Below are 16,396 nucleotides of genomic sequence, written 5' to 3'. Positions count from 1 at the left end.
TCTTTATTTATATTGGCGTGGTAAAAAATTAACTTCTGGATGTTTGTCTTTTTTACGAGCAAGTTTGCTATTTTTACCAAGTAATAATTTAAGTTGCCAGATTTTTTCTAGACGCAATGACTTTTCAGGTTGGTGTTCCATTGCATCAAGTACACGTTTTGCAGCAGTGAGAGCATCAGGTGAGCGTTGTAACATTTCAGTGGCAATTTCATTTGCTTTTTCTAGCGGAGAGTCGCTTAAATGAGTTACAAGACCAATTTCTTTTGCATAATCTCCATCAAAAACGCGGGCCGTTAAGGTGAGTTCTTTTGCAAGATCAACGCCAATTAAGCCTTTTAATGAACGAGTAAGTCCCATATCTGGAACTAAGCCCCAACGGCTTTCCATAATCGACATTTTTGTGTCTGGATGAGAAATTCGAATATCAGCTGCTAAGGCAAGTTGCATTCCGGCACCAAAACAATATCCTTCAAGTGCCGCAATTACAGGTACAGGTAAATTTTGCCAAATAAGAAATGCTTTCTGGAAGAGACTTTGGCCAGGTTTAACAAGCTCCCAAATGGCAAAAGCGGAGTTTTTCGGATTATTCAGGTCAGATAAATCAATTCCGGCACTAAAAACTTGTGCTTCACCTGTCAAAATCACACAGCGGATATCTCTATCTTTTTTAATGGCTTTTGCTGTTGAAACGAGTTCTTTTAATAAGGCAAAACTCATGGCGTTACGTTTATCAGGACGGTTTAGATAAACTGTTGCAATGCCATTATTCTTTTCAATACGTAAAAGTGCCATGAAATTCCCGCTTATTTTTTTATCGATAAGCGGAGCATAACATGGCTGTAATTTGGAAACATGACAGCTCAGTCATGCCTATTTAGTCGGTCTGTTAGTCAGGGATTACTAAGATTTGATGAGCAGCACTTTCAACTTCTTTAACAACAAGTCCCAACTCATCAAAGCGTCTCATAACTTCTTCAATAAAGCCTTCATCGGCTATACGGCGTTCTTTGCGTAGTGTTGAAATAAATTGTTCAAAGTCACCTGTCACTTGTTGTAGTTTTGGAGTCCCTACATAGCGAGTAGCGCCATAAAGACGATGTAAAACATGCTCAAGTTGAGGGAAGTCTTCAAGCTCGATGAGCTGCTGCATTTCGTCTAGCTCAGTTGGGAAGCTATCAACTAACATTTTAAGTAAATCTTGAGCTAAGTCTTCTTTATTTGCTGCAAGCTGCAAGCTTTGTTGCCAGTTTAGAATTTCTGGGTCTAATGCTTCTGCAACGACATGGTGGTCTTTATCTGGAGCTTTTGCTGTAAAGTTGTTTTTAGTCCATTGCGTTAAAATCTGGATAATTTGTTCCATTTGAATTGGCTTGGTTACATAGTCATTCATGCCGACTTTGAGAAGTTTTTGTTTTTCATCGGCAAGGGCATGAGCGGTTAATGCAATAATTGGAAGCTGCATTTCTCCATCTAAAGTCGACTCTAATGAACGAATAGCACGCGTGGTATCAATACCTGACATGACAGGCATTTGAATATCCATGAACACTAAATCAAATGGTTTGAGTTTCTGATCGATTCGCTCTTGAATCAGATTAAGCGCTTCTTGACCACTGATTGCTTTAGTTGTTCTAACGTTAAGTTCACCCAGTAGGGCTTCTAAAACAATTAAGTTAGGTAAATGGTCATCCACTGCCAGAATGTGTAAACCCTGACCATTAAAGTCTTGTTGTTCTTCTTCAAATACAGGTTGATCGCTCAACAGTTGAATAAGACCACTTCGGCTGAGTGGTTGATAGAGAGGACGAGCACGATATTCAGTGAGCATATTTGGCTCAAGCGTCATTTGATAGCCATAAACTGCCAAATTACCTTGATAACGACTACGAATTTCTTTTAATAACGCTTCAGTATCACCACTATGATCAACAATGAGCCATGTATTATCTTTCTGATCAAGATGTTTTAAACGACTAAATAAGTCCAGAATCGATTGTGTCTCGATGTGAGGAACATGATAGTTTTCAAGGTAGTAACGTAAAACACTCGCTGTAGCAGGGTGCGCAAGATAAGACACCACTTGTAAATGTTCAAAGTGTGGGTGTTCGATCTCGTAATCTTCATCTACTACAAATTGTGCGGTAAACCAGAAGGTTGAGCCTTTTTCTGTTGGAGCACGTTCCTGATTATCTTCAAAGCCAATTTGGCCATGCATGAGATGGACAAGCTGTTTAGAGATCGCAAGACCTAAACCTGTACCGCCAAATTGACGTGTAACGGATGCATCACCTTGCGAGAATGATTCAAATAATTTTTTACGATCTGTACCGCTTAAACCAATACCACTGTCTTGAACACTAAAATGAAGTAAGCATTGTCCGATATCATCATGTTCCATACGAACACGAACAATAATTTCGCCATCTGGAGTGAACTTAATCGCATTTGAAATCAAATTGGTCAGAATTTGTTTGAAGCGTAAAGCATCACCAATCACTTGTTGTGGAATGTTGTCTGCATAATAAAACGCCATTGCAATATGCTTTTGAGCAGCTAGAGGGGACAACATGTCCATGACATCAAAGACAGCTTCTTCTAAATCAAACGGTGCTGTTTCGAGCTCTAACTTACCCGCATCAATTTTTGAGAAATCTAATACATCATTAATTAATGCTAATAAATGGGCAGATGACTTGCGAATGGTTTGTAGGTAAAGGTTTTGTTCATTATTTAGGTTTTGTTGACGAAGTAATAAATGAATAAAGCCATCAATACTGTTTAAAGGTGTTCGAAGCTCATGACTAATATTGGCAAGGAAAACCGATTTGGCTTGGTTTGAAGAAATCGCTTGGTCACGTGCTTGACGATAGGTAATGTTTTGAACTTCTAAGGTATCTAACGTTCTACGTAAGTCTTCTTCGGTTTGTTCGGTGTGTTCTTTTAACTCTAAAAAGCTAAAGTGTAATCGTTTAACAACGTTTGCAATATCACGCTGTAACAAACGCAATTCACCCGTACTGTTAATGACCATATGCTGGTCCAACGTGTCTGCATTTAAACGTTGCAACTGCATGCGAATTTCGTACATCGGCGCAATCCAGCGACGCGAATAAAAATTCAAGCAAAGTAAAAGTAACAGTAAGGTCATTAAGCCAGTAATGACGAGGGCAATCAAAATACGGTAACGTGCCAATTCTAATGGCTGATTGTCCATCTCAATCACGAGCCAGACAGGTGTTTTTCCTGGTGTATCGCTAATACGAAGTCCATAAATATTGTTGTGGTTATAAGAGATTGGACCAAAAAAATTATTTTTTTCAGTAAAATTTGGCCAGTAACGATTGTCACGATAACCGATACTTAAATAGGTTTGGCCGTTACTATCAATTAACGCAGCACGTTTTAGATTTTTTTCATTAAACATGCTTTGCATGATGTGCTGAGCATGGTCATATTCATCAGGTTGTAGTTCAACTAGGTGGTATAAATCTAGTGCGATTTGATTATAGCGAGCTAAAATTGCTGAGGCATGATGTAGCTGTTGTTGTTTTACTGAATGCGAGGTTTCAGTTAAAACCAGAAAAGCACCAACACACGTTAAAATCATAATGGGCACAAAAATAAGAGCAATCAATTGCCCATATGCATGATTCAGACGTAAGCGTTTCGATAAGGTTTTATTGAAATTAGACATGGCTACATCAGATTTATCTCTCTGTACGGCATCTTATCACGCTTTATTTTAAAACAGACGGCATTTTATAATTGACCGAGCTTTAATCGCTTTCATGAAAAAGCAGATTGAAATGGGTGCAGTACCGAGCATTTTTTCATACAATAGGCCCACCTCGATATAGGTGTTGATCATGAGTAATACACAACCTGATTTTTTAGCTGACGAATTTTTGTTAGATCACTATGTAGGTAAGACACCTCTAGTTCGTTTGCAGCGATTAGCTTCTCATACGCAAGCGATAGTTTTAGCAAAATTGGAAGGTAATAATCCGGCAGGTTCTGTAAAAGACCGTCCTGCATATAACATGATTATGCAGGCAGAAAAACGTGGTCAAATTAAACCGGGTGATACTTTAATTGAAGCAACCAGCGGTAATACAGGTATTGCTTTGGCTATGGTTGCGGCAATGCGCGGCTATAAAATGAAACTTATTATGCCGAACAATATGAGCCAAGAGCGTAAGGACGCAATGTTGGCTTATGGCGCAGAGCTGATTGAAGTAACACCACAGCAAGGTATGGAAGGTGCACGAGATTTAGCCTTGCAAATGGAAAAAGAAGGCAAAGGTCACGTTTTAAATCAGTTTGGTAATCCTGATAATGTTGAAGCTCATTATCTAACGACTGGTCCTGAAATCTGGAAGCAAACAGGTGGGAAAATTACCCATTTTGTAAGCTCAATGGGTACAACCGGTACTATTATGGGCGTTTCTAAATATTTAAAAGAACAAAACCCAGATATTCAAATTGTTGGTTTACAGCCAGCAGACGGATCAAGTATTGCTGGTATTCGCCGTTGGCCAAAAGAATACTTGCCTACTATTTTTGATAGTAGCCGTGTGGATCGTATTATTGATATTCCACAATTTGAAGCTGAAAAAACCATGCGTAAATTAGCACGTATGGAAGGTGTTAGTGCTGGTACATCTTCAGGTGGTGCAGTTTGGGCGTCAATCAAAATTGCAGAAGAAAATCCGGATGCTGTTATTGTTTGCATTATCTGTGACCGTGGCGATCGCTACTTGTCTACAGGTCTGTTTTCAGTACAGGACGATAACTCATAATTGAGAGAAATAATGCGTTTCCCTACCTTAGTTTTTGATATCGAAACTTTAACTGATTTAAAAGCGGGTGCGCATTTATATCATCTTGATTTACCTGAAGCCGATGTAGAGCAAGCATTGACGAAAATCCGTCGCCAAGAATCTGGTATGGATTTTCAGCGTTTGCCTTTACATGAAATTGTTTGTATTTCTGGCTTATGGATCGATGAGTCTGGTTTTCGATTATTTTCTTTTAGTCGAGAACAATATTCTGAAGCAGAAATTTTGCAGAAATTTCTATCTATTTTTGATAAGCGCCATCCGACTCTAGTAAGTTGGAATGGTTCACAATTTGATTTACCAGTTATCCTATTTCGCGCTATGTATCATGGGCTCTCTGCACCTGGTCTGTTTGATCAAGGTGAGATCGATAGCCAAAAGCGTTTTAATAATTACCAAAACCGTTATCACCATCGCCATATAGATTTAATGGACGTGATGGCAATGTTTAATGGTCGTAATTTTCAAAAGCTTGATGATATTGCCTGTATTTTAGGTTTACCGGGTAAGCGTGGCGAGTCGGGTTATCATGTGCCTGAATATGTTCGTAATCAACAGTGGCTAAAATTGACGAGCTATTGTGAAGGGGATGTGCTCAATACATGGTTTATTTATTTGCGATGGTTGGTACTAAAAGGTCAATTGAATGCAGATGAACATAACCACTGGATCAGTTCGAGTATTGAATATTTACAGACTATGCCACAGCAGGCCGACTTCCTTGAAGTATGGGAACGTACTTCGAAACATACTGAATTTACTTCTCACTATTTTAATTCTTCAGATTTTTAGGTTCATTCTTTGAAACAACAAGCCAAATCTCGCAACCTCCAACAACCTGAATATATTTTTCAGGTTGAAACACTTTCTCATGAGGGGCGTGGAATTGCGCATTATGGTTCTCATCCTGAGCACCCTGCAGATAAGCATGGCAAAAAAGTTTTTATTCGTTATGCATTGCCAGGAGAAACTGTAAAAGCTCGGATTACCCATCAAGCGAAGCGTCTTGAAGAAGCTGAAATGTTGCAGTTGTTAGGAGAACCTTCAGCACATCGTATAGAGGCAATTTGTCCTCATTATGGTGTTTGTGGTGGCTGTAGCATGCAGCATATTCATCCTGATGAACAAATCCGTTTAAAACAAAATGTACTCCAGTCACATTTACAGCATTTTGCAGGTATTCAACCTGAACAGTGGCTAGAACCGATTCGATCTTTACAAAGTGATTATCGTCGTCGTGCTCGAATAGGCGTGCGCTATTTGCCAAAACCAGATCGCTTAATCATGGGTTTTCGCGAACATCATAGTAATCGTTTAACTTCGATCCATAGCTGTAGTGTTTTGGATAAAAACTTATCAAATAGTCTGCCTGAGTTACGCACTTTACTCCAAAGTCTAAAAGGCAAAGCGCACATTGGTCATGTAGAATTAGCAAAAGGTGATAATGAAATTTCTTTATTGGTTCGTCATGTAGAAAAATTAAACAATTCTGATGTCAACCAATTAAAGCAATTTGCGTTACACAAAGGGTGGCAGTTGTATTTGCAACCTAAAGGTCCTGAAAGCATTCGTCGTATTGATGATGAACAAGGTGCTTTACGTTTACATTATGCCTTAGAAAGGTTTAATGTAAATTTTGCTTTTTCGCCATTGGATTTTACTCAGGTCAATGCCACAGTAAATGAACAGATGGTTCAATTGGCATGTGAATTGCTTCAGTTGCAACCAGGTGAAAAGGTGCTTGATCTATTTTGCGGTTTGGGCAATTTCTCACTCCCGTTAGCACGATGTGTTGGTGAGAGTGGTCAGGTTGTCGGTGTTGAAGGGAGTGAAGAAATGGTGCAGCGAGCAACAGCTAATGCGGAATGCAATAGTTTGGTGCAAGCAACCTTCTTTTCACAAGATTTAACAAAAGATTTTTCGCATCATTCTTGGGCAAATCAAGGATTTGATGCATTATTGATTGATCCTCCTCGTGCTGGTGCATATGAAATTATGCAGTATGTATCAAATTTTGGAGCAAAAAGAATCGTTTATGTATCATGTAATCCAGCTACACTGGCAAGGGATGCGGGTGTTTTGGTCCAATATGGTTACCAGTTAAAAAAAGCAGCAGTGATGGACATGTTTACGCATACCGAACATGTTGAATCCATTGCACTATTTGAAAAAATTCAAGAGATAAACGATTAAAAACATGAGTTACATATTGAGGAGAATGGTATGGTCACAGTACGTGAACAGTTACCTGAACAACTAACCGAGTTGTCAGAGGAAACGACTGTAGAGCATGCCGCCGAAACGCAAATCGGTTTAGCCTCATGGTTGGATCGGGTGCGTGAAATATTAGATGGGGCGGAGCTTGAACAACTTGAAAAAGTCGCTCATTTAACCCTGCAAAAAGAGTTAGATTCAACGGTTAATCATCGTTCCAATACTTTTGCTACAGGCGTTGGAATGGCCGACATTCTGGCACATCTCCATGTAGATGAAGATACTTTATCAGCAGCAATGCTTTATCGTAGTGTGCGTGAAGGCATTACCGATATAGAAGAAGTAAAACAGAAATTCGGGGAGCAAGTTTACAACCTTGTCAAAGGTACTTTGGCAATGGGTAAACTCTCAGAACTTATTGAAAAAAATAAACGGTTAGAAGATCACTTTAATAATAATCAACGAGAACATTTAAGCGGCATTTATAAAATGCTGATTTCGGTGACCGAAGATGTTCGTGTTGTTTTAATTAAACTTGCTGAACGTACTTATTCTTTGCGAGAGCTTGCAAATTCCTCTCGTGAACGCCAAGAACGTGTAGCGCGTGAAATTCTTACTATTTATTCGCCGTTGGCACATCGACTTGGTATTGCTCAGCTTAAATGGGAACTTGAAGATCTAGCATTTCGCTATTTGGCTCCAGATCGCTATAAAGAGATTGCTTCATTACTTAATGAAAAGCGTTTAGAGCGTGAACATTACATTCAGTTCGTCATTGACCGTTTGAAAAATGAGTTAGCGTCTTACGGTATTGAAGCTGAAATTACAGGTCGTGCAAAACACATTTATTCGATTTATCGAAAAATGAAGAGCAAAAACCTGAGCTTCGACCAACTTTATGACATTCGTGCTTTGCGTGTGTTGGTCAATAGTGTGCCAGAATGCTACCACTCTTTAGGTATCGTACATCAAATCTGGCGTCATATTCCGCATCAGTTTGATGACTATATTACCAATCCGAAAGCCAATGGTTACCGTTCTTTGCATACGGCTGTAATTGCTGAAAATAAATCTCTTGAAGTGCAAATTCGTACTCACGAGATGCATGATGAAGCAGAGTTAGGCGTATGTTCACACTTTAACTATAAAGAAGGTTCAAAGAATACCGACCATTCTTTTAATCATCGTTTGCATTCATTACGTGCCGTTTTAGAACATTATCAAGAGCGTAATGAAACGACGGTACATCAAAACGAAGATGAAACAGAAGGCTTTGAACAGTTACAAGACTTTGAAGGCTTTGAGAAGATTTATGTTTTCAGTCGTGATGGTGATATTAAAGAATTGCCGCGTGGCTCAACAGTTTTAGATTTTGCCTATCATGTGCATACAGAAGTAGGGAATAAGTGTTATGCGGCGCGGGTCAACCAGCGTTATGTGCCACTTACCTATACTTTAAAAACGGGTGAACAGGTTGAAATTTTAACTAAAAAAGATCGTGAACCAAACCGTGATTGGTTGGTGAACTCTTTGGGTTATATCAAAACCTCTCGTGCACGTGACAAGTTGCGTCATTGGTTTAGACAGCAAGACCGTAGTAAGAATCTTGAAGTAGGCCGAGAACTGCTTAATAAAGAGTTGGCTCGTCTTGCGATTCACCCAAAAAGTATCGACCTAAACGATTATTCATCACATTTTAATGTGAAGACCGGCGACGACATTTTGGTGAATTTGGTCAGTGGCGATATTAGCTTACATGCCCTGATTAATCAGGTGAACCGCCAAATGCATCTAGATCAGGATGAGCCTGAACTAGTACTTAAACCAACATTAAATCCACGTGCCAGCCATACGCTATCAGCACATGGCATTTTAATTGATGGTTTAGATAATGTAGAGCTGCACATTGCTCAGTGCTGTCAGCCGGTGCATGGTGAATCAATCGCTGGATATATTACTTTGAACCGTGGTGTCAGCATCCATAAAGTCATTTGTTCTGACTATCAGCGTATGATTAAGCAAGAGCCAGAGCGTGCTGTAGAAGCTGATTGGGAAATGCAGCCAACACGTGGTCAAAGCGTTCAAATTGTGGTGGAAGCTTATGATCGTCGTGGTCTGCTTAAAGATTTAACTCAAGTGATTTTCTCTGACCAAATCAATATTCGGCAGGTTAATACAATTTCTGAGGCAGATGGTATTGCTAATATGAAGTTGCTCATTGAGGTTAAAGGTTTAGCACAGCTTTCTCGCTTATTGGCACGCTTAGAGCAGCAACCTGGAATTATTAGTGCGCGACGCATGATTCAAGGCGTTTAATAAATTGAGTAAAAAGGCTGTCAAATGACAGCCTTTTTATTGCAAATTACTTTCTAGATAAATAAATATTGGTGAGTCGATTTAGAAATTGTGGGCTCAACGTTGATAGTTGATAAAGCAGTTTGGTTTTTATACCCACTGGAGTGTGGGTAGGTGTCCAAAAATGAGCCTTTTTCTCTACAAGCGTAAGCACCTGCTGAGCAATATCATTTGGGGTTAAATCTATCCCCATATTTTGAATAGTGCCTGCATCCATATTGTTAACCATTGCAGTTTGTACAAATAGCGGCATCACATCTAAAACGCGAATACCATATTTTTTCCATTCCACATCTAAACCTTCAGTAATCCCGCGAACAGCAAATTTACTGGCTGAATAAGAGACCAAATCAGCTTGACCATAAATTGCAGAAGCCGAAGAGAGGTTGATAACGCGTGCAAAAGACGCTTGCTTTAAGTAGGGTAGAGCAGCGTGACAGCCATTGATTACGCCGTTTACATTAATATTTATTGTTCTTTGGTGAGCTTTAATATCAGTTGTTTCAAATGCACCAGAATATAAAATACCGGCATTATTTACCAAGATATTAAGTTCACCAGCCCATTCGGTAAATTCTTTTAATATGTGTTGCCACTGGCTGTAGTCACTTACATCTAGATAGCCGGCACGGGCATTTGGCCCTAAGTCATTTGCTAGTTCCTGAGCAAGCGATTCATTAATATCATAAATGCCTACTTTATATCCTTGTTTGTAGAATACGCGTGCAATTTCAGCCCCAATACCTTGAGCGGCACCACTAATCAGAATACTGTATCTCATCTTTTTTCTCTTTGTCAGTACAATAGTGCGACTGATTTAATCGCTTTGATTTTGATCATAACAAATTAAAATCTTAGTTTGACTGACCGACTTTTTAAACTTGAGGGTTACCATGGATAAATTGCTTAAAATCATGCAAGAGTTACGTGAAAAATGTCCGTGGGATCAACAGCAAACTCCAATGTCACTGACTAAATATGCGATTGAAGAGGCATATGAAGTCGAGGCGGCCATCCGCCATGGCGATATTAATGAAATTAGAAATGAGCTAGGCGATTTGTTATTGCAGGTTGTATTTCAATCACAAATGTTTAGTGAGCAAGGCGCTTTTAACTTTCAAGATGTTGTTGAGGCAATAAGTGAAAAGTTAATACGCCGTCATCCCCATGTTTTTCAGGCAGATCAATTTAATAATTTAACACCAGAACAAGTAAGTGAGCTTTGGAAACAAATTAAACAACAAAAAAAACAAGGCAAGCCGCAATCAAGATTAGATGAAATAAAGCATGGACCAGCACTATTACAGGCACAAGAAATTCAAACAAATGTAGCTAAGGTTGGGTTTGATTTCGAAACGATAGAAGATGCGTATGAAAAACTAGAAGAAGAGTTGGATGAGTTTAAGCAGGCCCTAAAAAATCAAAATATTGATGAAATTCAAGACGAATTTGGAGATTGCCTGTTTTCATTAGTCAATGTTGGACGTAAACTTGCGATTTCAAGTGAAACATCACTTTTATCGACAATACATAAATTTAGAAGCCGTTTTGCTTTTATTGAAGATCAAGCGCAAAAACAGCAAAGAACATTAGAGGACATGACCTTGTCTGAAATGGATGAATTGTGGAATCAGGCAAAGCGGCAGTTAAAGTTAGGGGAAAAAACATATGCAGCTCAGCATGAATCTTTGGAAGAATAAGCAAAATATTTTCATTATTTTATTTTGGAGCCTGATCTCATCAACGCTAGTTCAGGCTCAATCTTTTGATCAAAATTTTAAGGAGTGGAAGGCTAAACAGCAGAGGTATGATCAGAAGTTGAGTATACAGCGCTCCGCTCATTCTAACAGTCCAAAAAATTCAGTTATGACTGATTCGTCAGGGCAAATTCACTTGAATCAAGCCAATATTGATGAGCTCCAAAAGCTAAAAGGTATTGGTGAGAAAAAGGCTCAGGCAATTGTGGAATACCGTCAAAAGAATGGTGGCTTTAAAAATATTGATGAATTTAAAAACGTAAAGGGCATTGGTCCCGCCATTTTTGAAAAGAATAAAACGCGTTTGACTTTATAAATCATCTGTCTGTCAATTATCATTTCATGCGCAAACTACAGAGAATCAAATTGCCCTTTGTGTGCGTTAGAGCTATGATTAGCGACAACTTGTTATTTACGTCCTGACGTAGGAGACAGCGTCTTTTGCAAACCTTGCGAGCGTCAAAATGTGGTTTGTCCACAGCCCAACTTCCTTCTTCGATTTTAGATGTGATCGATAGCCTGACTAAAGCTGGCTATGAAGCTTATATTGTTGGGGGTGGTGTCCGTGATTTAATGCTAGGGCTTAATCCTAAAGATTTCGATGCAGTCACTAATGCAACACCTTCCCAGATTAAAGAAGTTTTTGGTCGACGCTGTCGAATCATTGGCCGTCGATTTGAATTAGCACATGTCTATTCAGGGCGTGAGCTTATTGAAGTTGCAACTTTCCGTGCTCCTCCAAAAAAAGCAGTCACTAGTGCTTCAGGCATGATTTTACGTGACAATAACTGGGGAACCATCGAACAAGACTTTGCTCGCCGTGACTTTTCAATCAATACGCTATATTACCAACCGCGTAAGAGTATTGTGCTTGATTTCTGCAAAGCAATTGACGATGTAAAAAATAAAACTCTACGTTTATTGGGCGATCCAGCACAGCGCTTCGAAGAAGACCCTGTGCGTATGCTGCGGACTTTACGTTTTGCAGCGAAGTTAAATTTTAAAATTGATTCAGATATTCTCGATATATTTGATGCAGAGATGACGCAACTATTGCGTGATGTTTCTCCGCATCGTTTATATGATGAATCTCAGAAGCTCTTTACAATGGGACATTTGGCGCGTGTTTTGCCAATGTTGATTGAGTTTGGTGTTTGGAAACAACTCTTTGCCGATATTCAGCCTAACCTCACTCCATTTATTTTAAGAGCAGCAAAGAATACAGATCAGCGTATTCAAGTGGGTAAAACAATTAACCCTGCATTTTTCTATGCAGTCTTATTGTGGCAACCATTTTTAGAGCGTTGTGAATTTTATTTATCTAAAGGTGTGGTACCAGCTGAAGCGCGTGCACAAGCTGGTTTAGATGTCTTAAAACGTCAGGCAACCCGCACTGTGATTCCTCGTTTTGCAGAAACTTTTATTCGTGAAGTTTGGGAAATGCAGACCCGTTTGCTTAATCCGAAACCACAGCAAATTGAAGCATTGGCTGGACATGCGCGTTTCCGTGCAGGTTTTGACTTCTTGTTACTTCGTGAAAAGTCAGGTGATGACACAACACAGGGGATGGGAAGCTGGTGGGAAGCCTACCAAGAAATGTCGAATGACGAAAAAGAAGCTGCAATTAGCCAGTACAATCGTCAGAAAGCTAGAAACCGTCGTAAAGCCGTTGCTGAACCTGTTGAAAACAATAAAGTTGAGACGGAAATCGAACCTTTGGTTGATATTCCTGAACCACGCAGCCGTCGTGGGAAAAAAGAACGTGCTCGACAAGAACAATCGATGGGTCGTTTCGTTGAAAAAGCCTCTGCTTCAGAAGCTGGGGTGATGAGCGACCATCCGATTTTGAAGCGTAAGCGAGTACAACGCGATTTAAGCCAAGTTATTTTTGGGCCAACGCAATGACAACGAAGACCTATATTGGTTTAGGAAGTAATTTGGGCGATTCACGCCAAATCTTGTCTGAAGCCATTGCTAAGCTTAAAACTTTAGGTGGAGTGAAAGTTTCTAAACTTTATCAAAGTCCACCTATGGGGCCTCAAGATCAACCAAATTATTTAAATGCAGTTGCAGAGCTATATACCGATCTCACGCCTTTAGATTTGTTAGACCAGTTACAGCGATTTGAGCAAGAAGCTGGTCGTGTACGCCTTCGTCGTTGGGGAGAGCGTACCTTAGATCTGGATTTGCTTATATATGGTGATGAAAAAATTCAAAATGAGCGCTTAACTGTGCCACACATTGGAATTCTAGAGCGAGATTTCGTTGTAATTCCTTTATTAGATTTAGACGCTGATTTACATATTAATGATCAGCCACTTAAAAATTTAGAACTCATACAGCAGCCCACGCTGACTGTACTTGCTGATGAGTCTTGGGCTTAAAGCCTGACTTATTACGTTCTGCAAACTCCTGTAGAGGATACCATCATGATTAGTCTAAGTGACTTAAGAAAATTTAAAGCCGAAGGACGTAAGTTCTCTTGTCTAACTTGTTACGATGCGAGTATGGCAAAAGCAATGGAACTTGCTGAAATTGATACAATCTTAATTGGTGATTCTCTTGGAATGGCAATTCAAGGTCGTGACTCAACTTTACCTGTAACTGTTGAGGACATGGCTTATCATACGGCGGCGGTGCGTCGCGGTAACCAGCATGCTTTGATTATGACTGACTTACCATTTATGAGTTATGCCACCTTAAATGATGCTTTGCAAAACGCAAGAACAGTTATGCAAGCTGGTGCCCAGATGATCAAAATCGAAGGCGGCGCTTGGCTAAGTGAAACTGTACAAGTGTTAACTCGTAATGGTGTACCTGTGTGCGTACATTTAGGTTTAACTCCTCAATCTGTACACGTATTTGGCGGTTACAAATTACAAGCTAAAACACGTGAAGCAGCTGATCAACTTATTGCTGACTGTACAGCAGTGGTTGAAGCGGGTGCGGCAGTTCTATTGCTTGAATGTGTTCCTGCTCAGTTGGGACAAGAAATTGCTGAACTATTTCCAAATACACCTGTGATTGGTATTGGTGCAGGTAATGCGACTGATGGTCAGGTACTTGTAGTACAGGACATGTTGGGTTTAACTTTTGGTCGAGTTGCGCGTTTTGTCCGTAACTTTATGAAAGAACAATCTGGTGAAACAGCAATCCTAGACGCTTTTAAAGCTTTTCATGTTGCCGTGCAGGATCAGTCATTTCCAGCCAAAGAACATACTTTCCACGTTGAGCTGTAATTCATGAAAACAGAAACCACCATACAAGGTCTTGCAGCTTCTTTAAATCCTGCTAGAGCTGCACGTAAAATTATTGGTTTTGTCCCAACCATGGGAAATCTACATGAAGGACATCTCACACTTGTTCGTGAAGCGAAAAAGTTATGTGATGTTGTGGTTGTTAGCATCTTCGTAAACCCAACTCAATTTGGACCAGGTGAAGATTTTGATAACTATCCTCGTACTTTAGAACAAGATAGTCGTCTATTAGCCGATGTAGGTTGTGACATTATTTTTGCACCATCAGTTGAGCAAATGTACGGTACTCAGCCACGTTTAACCAATATAAGTGTTAGCCAAATTACTGATGCTTTATGTGGTAGTTCACGTCCTGGGCATTTTGATGGCGTAGCTTTGGTGGTCACCAAACTCTTTAATATTGTGCAACCTAACTATGCTTTCTTTGGTCAAAAAGATTACCAACAGTTAGCAGTGATTCGCCAGTTTGTACAAGATTTAAATATCCCGCTAGAAGTAATTGGTGTGCCAATTGTTCGTGCAGCAGATGGCTTAGCTCTTAGTTCAAGAAATGGTTATTTAAGTCCAGAGCAACGTCAGGTCGCTCCGGTTATTTATCAAAGTTTAAAGCAAGCTGAGCAGCAGTTACATCAAGGCAAAGATCTACAACAAGTTTTAGAAGATATCAAAACTCAGTTGACAGATAATGGGTTTGTTGTGGATTATGTCGAAGCTCGTCAGTCAAATCTGTTACCTGTTACTCAGTTTGATCGTGATATTGTGTTGTTCATCGCGGCAAAATTGGGTGCAACTCGTTTGATTGATAATTTAGAAGTTGCCTTTACACCCCAATAAGCAGATCAAAGGACAGCCATGCCATGAAGCGTATACTTATCGTGACAGGACAGTCTGGTTCAGGAAAATCTTCGGCTCTCCAAGTGTTAGAAGATTTGGGCTATTACTGTATTGATAATTTGCCTTTGGCATTGCTGCCCGAAATTGTGGCAAAGCTAGATCATGAAAATAATCTAGAGCAGTTGGCATTAGGTGTGGATGTTCGAAGCACTCGTGCAGATATGCAAGAGTTCGATCATGTTTTTGAGCAACTACAAAAACATGGCACAGTTGATGTGATTTATCTGACTACGCAAGATCAGGATTTGATCGCACGTTTTAGTGCTTCACGTCGTCCGCATCCATTAGCCAATCGTTTTAAAAGTCTGTTGCAATGTATTCATGAAGAAAAGCAGTTACTGCTCCCAATTCAGTTCCGCGCTACGGTTCATATTGATACAACAGATAAAAGTGTTCATGATCTAAAGCATATTTTACTGTCTAAATTGGGGCAGTCAGATAAGCTCATCGTGATATTGCAGTCATTTGGATATAAACATGGCATTCCTCTAGATGCTGATTATGTTTTTGATGTACGGCATTTACCAAATCCGCATTGGGATTTAGAATTGAGACGTTTTTCTGGTTTGGATGAGCCAGTAAGACAATTTTTAGAAGCAAGTCCGCAAGCAAACGAAATGTTTGATGATATTCTTCACTTCTTAAAAAAATGGCTTCCAGCATTTGCTGAAGGACATCGTCACTATATGACGATTTCTATTGGTTGTACTGGTGGTCAACATCGTTCCGTTTATATCGTAGATAGACTAAAACAAGCACTTGAGGCAGAATGGTCTGTTCAGGTCTTACACAGAGAAATGAAGCACTGGTCATGATAGACACAACTGTTGATGTAATTAATAAACTCGGTTTACATGCTCGTGCATCAGGAAAACTGATAGAGGTCACTACAAAATTTCGTTCGTCGATCCAAATTGGAAAAGGCGATCATTTAGTAGATGCAAAAAATATTATGTCTTTGCTGATGTTAGGTGCAGGTAAAGGGACCACTTTGCGATTGGTCATTGATGGTACCGACGAAGAGCAGGCATTAAATGAAGTACAGGCGTTATTCGCCGCAAAATTTTATGAGGCAGATTAA

The 16,396-nt window shown here is 39.7% G+C and carries 15 protein-coding genes; 12 read left to right on the top strand and 3 right to left on the bottom strand.

Annotation, left to right across the window (positions count from 1 at the left end; translation table 11 throughout):
• Window positions 1-3: 3 nt before the first annotated feature.
• Both J690_RS08130 and J690_RS08125 read right to left on the bottom strand, forming a co-directional pair.
• Window positions 4-792, bottom strand: a complete 789-nt coding sequence (locus J690_RS08130; protein ID WP_005066251.1) for a crotonase/enoyl-CoA hydratase family protein — start codon at window positions 790-792, stop codon at window positions 4-6.
• Between the two features lie 94 nt (window positions 793-886).
• Window positions 887-3,694, bottom strand: a complete 2,808-nt coding sequence (locus tag J690_RS08125) for a GacS-like sensor histidine kinase (protein WP_032035275.1) — start codon at window positions 3,692-3,694, stop codon at window positions 887-889.
• Between the two features lie 172 nt (window positions 3,695-3,866).
• On the opposite strand from J690_RS08125, the gene cysM reads away from it, so the two are divergent.
• The 4 genes from cysM to J690_RS08105 are packed head-to-tail and all read left to right on the top strand — an operon-like array spanning window position 3,867 to window position 9,368.
• On the top strand, window positions 3,867-4,799 hold the full coding sequence (gene cysM / locus J690_RS08120; protein WP_032035274.1) for a cysteine synthase CysM: 933 nt from the start codon (window positions 3,867-3,869) through the stop codon (window positions 4,797-4,799).
• Between the two features lie 12 nt (window positions 4,800-4,811).
• Window positions 4,812-5,630 carry a 3'-5' exonuclease gene (locus J690_RS08115; RefSeq protein ID WP_005066255.1) on the top strand — a complete coding sequence of 273 codons (819 nt, stop codon included), beginning with the start codon at window positions 4,812-4,814 and terminating at the stop codon, window positions 5,628-5,630.
• A gap of 9 nt (window positions 5,631-5,639) precedes the next feature.
• Window positions 5,640-7,031, top strand: a complete 1,392-nt coding sequence (gene rlmD, locus J690_RS08110) for a 23S rRNA (uracil(1939)-C(5))-methyltransferase RlmD (RefSeq protein WP_032035273.1) — start codon at window positions 5,640-5,642, stop codon at window positions 7,029-7,031.
• A 30-nt stretch (window positions 7,032-7,061) separates the two neighbouring features.
• The gene (locus J690_RS08105) at window positions 7,062-9,368 is read left to right on the top strand and encodes a RelA/SpoT family protein (RefSeq protein WP_002117181.1); all 2,307 of its coding nucleotides are present in this window, start codon (window positions 7,062-7,064) and stop codon (window positions 9,366-9,368) included.
• 46 nt (window positions 9,369-9,414) lie between these two features.
• On the opposite strand, the gene J690_RS08100 is transcribed toward J690_RS08105, so the two are convergent.
• Entirely contained in the window at window positions 9,415-10,188 is a 774-nt protein-coding gene (locus J690_RS08100) for an SDR family oxidoreductase (protein WP_032035272.1), read from the bottom strand.
• A gap of 112 nt (window positions 10,189-10,300) precedes the next feature.
• Here J690_RS08100 and mazG point away from each other — a divergent pair, with 112 nt between their 5' ends.
• The 8 genes from mazG (at window position 10,301) to J690_RS08060 (ending at window position 16,396) form a co-directional block, all read left to right on the top strand.
• Window positions 10,301-11,107 (top strand): nucleoside triphosphate pyrophosphohydrolase, encoded by an 807-nt coding sequence (gene mazG / locus J690_RS08095; protein WP_032035271.1) that lies wholly within the window; start codon window positions 10,301-10,303, stop codon window positions 11,105-11,107.
• Window positions 11,076-11,480 carry a ComEA family DNA-binding protein gene (locus J690_RS08090; RefSeq protein ID WP_032035270.1) on the top strand — a complete coding sequence of 135 codons (405 nt, stop codon included), beginning with the start codon at window positions 11,076-11,078 and terminating at the stop codon, window positions 11,478-11,480. The genes mazG and J690_RS08090 overlap by 32 nt, the downstream gene beginning before the upstream one ends.
• Before the next feature lie 125 nt (window positions 11,481-11,605).
• Window positions 11,606-13,069 (top strand): polynucleotide adenylyltransferase PcnB, encoded by a 1,464-nt coding sequence (pcnB, locus tag J690_RS08085; protein WP_002117192.1) that lies wholly within the window; start codon window positions 11,606-11,608, stop codon window positions 13,067-13,069.
• Complete coding sequence (gene folK, locus J690_RS08080) at window positions 13,066-13,548, top strand: 2-amino-4-hydroxy-6-hydroxymethyldihydropteridine diphosphokinase (RefSeq protein ID WP_032035269.1); 483 nt, start codon at window positions 13,066-13,068, stop codon at window positions 13,546-13,548. The genes pcnB and folK overlap by 4 nt, the downstream gene beginning before the upstream one ends.
• Before the next feature lie 45 nt (window positions 13,549-13,593).
• On the top strand, window positions 13,594-14,403 hold the full coding sequence (gene panB / locus J690_RS08075) for a 3-methyl-2-oxobutanoate hydroxymethyltransferase (protein ID WP_032035268.1): 810 nt from the start codon (window positions 13,594-13,596) through the stop codon (window positions 14,401-14,403).
• 3 nt (window positions 14,404-14,406) lie between these two features.
• Entirely contained in the window at window positions 14,407-15,255 is an 849-nt protein-coding gene (gene panC, locus J690_RS08070) for a pantoate--beta-alanine ligase (protein WP_032035267.1), read from the top strand.
• Between the two features lie 23 nt (window positions 15,256-15,278).
• Window positions 15,279-16,130: an RNase adapter RapZ gene (gene rapZ / locus J690_RS08065; protein ID WP_005066272.1), complete on the top strand. Its 852-nt coding sequence runs from the start codon at window positions 15,279-15,281 to the stop codon at window positions 16,128-16,130.
• A complete protein-coding gene (locus J690_RS08060; protein ID WP_000567533.1) occupies window positions 16,127-16,396 on the top strand; it encodes an HPr family phosphocarrier protein in 270 nt (89 codons plus the stop codon). The genes rapZ and J690_RS08060 overlap by 4 nt, the downstream gene beginning before the upstream one ends.

Origin of the sequence: Acinetobacter sp. 742879 (assembly GCF_000588535.1) — a bacterium.
Classification (GTDB): domain Bacteria; phylum Pseudomonadota; class Gammaproteobacteria; order Pseudomonadales; family Moraxellaceae; genus Acinetobacter; species Acinetobacter pittii.
Note: the sequence above shows the minus strand (reverse complement) of the source record. Positions and strands in the feature narration are given on the sequence as shown.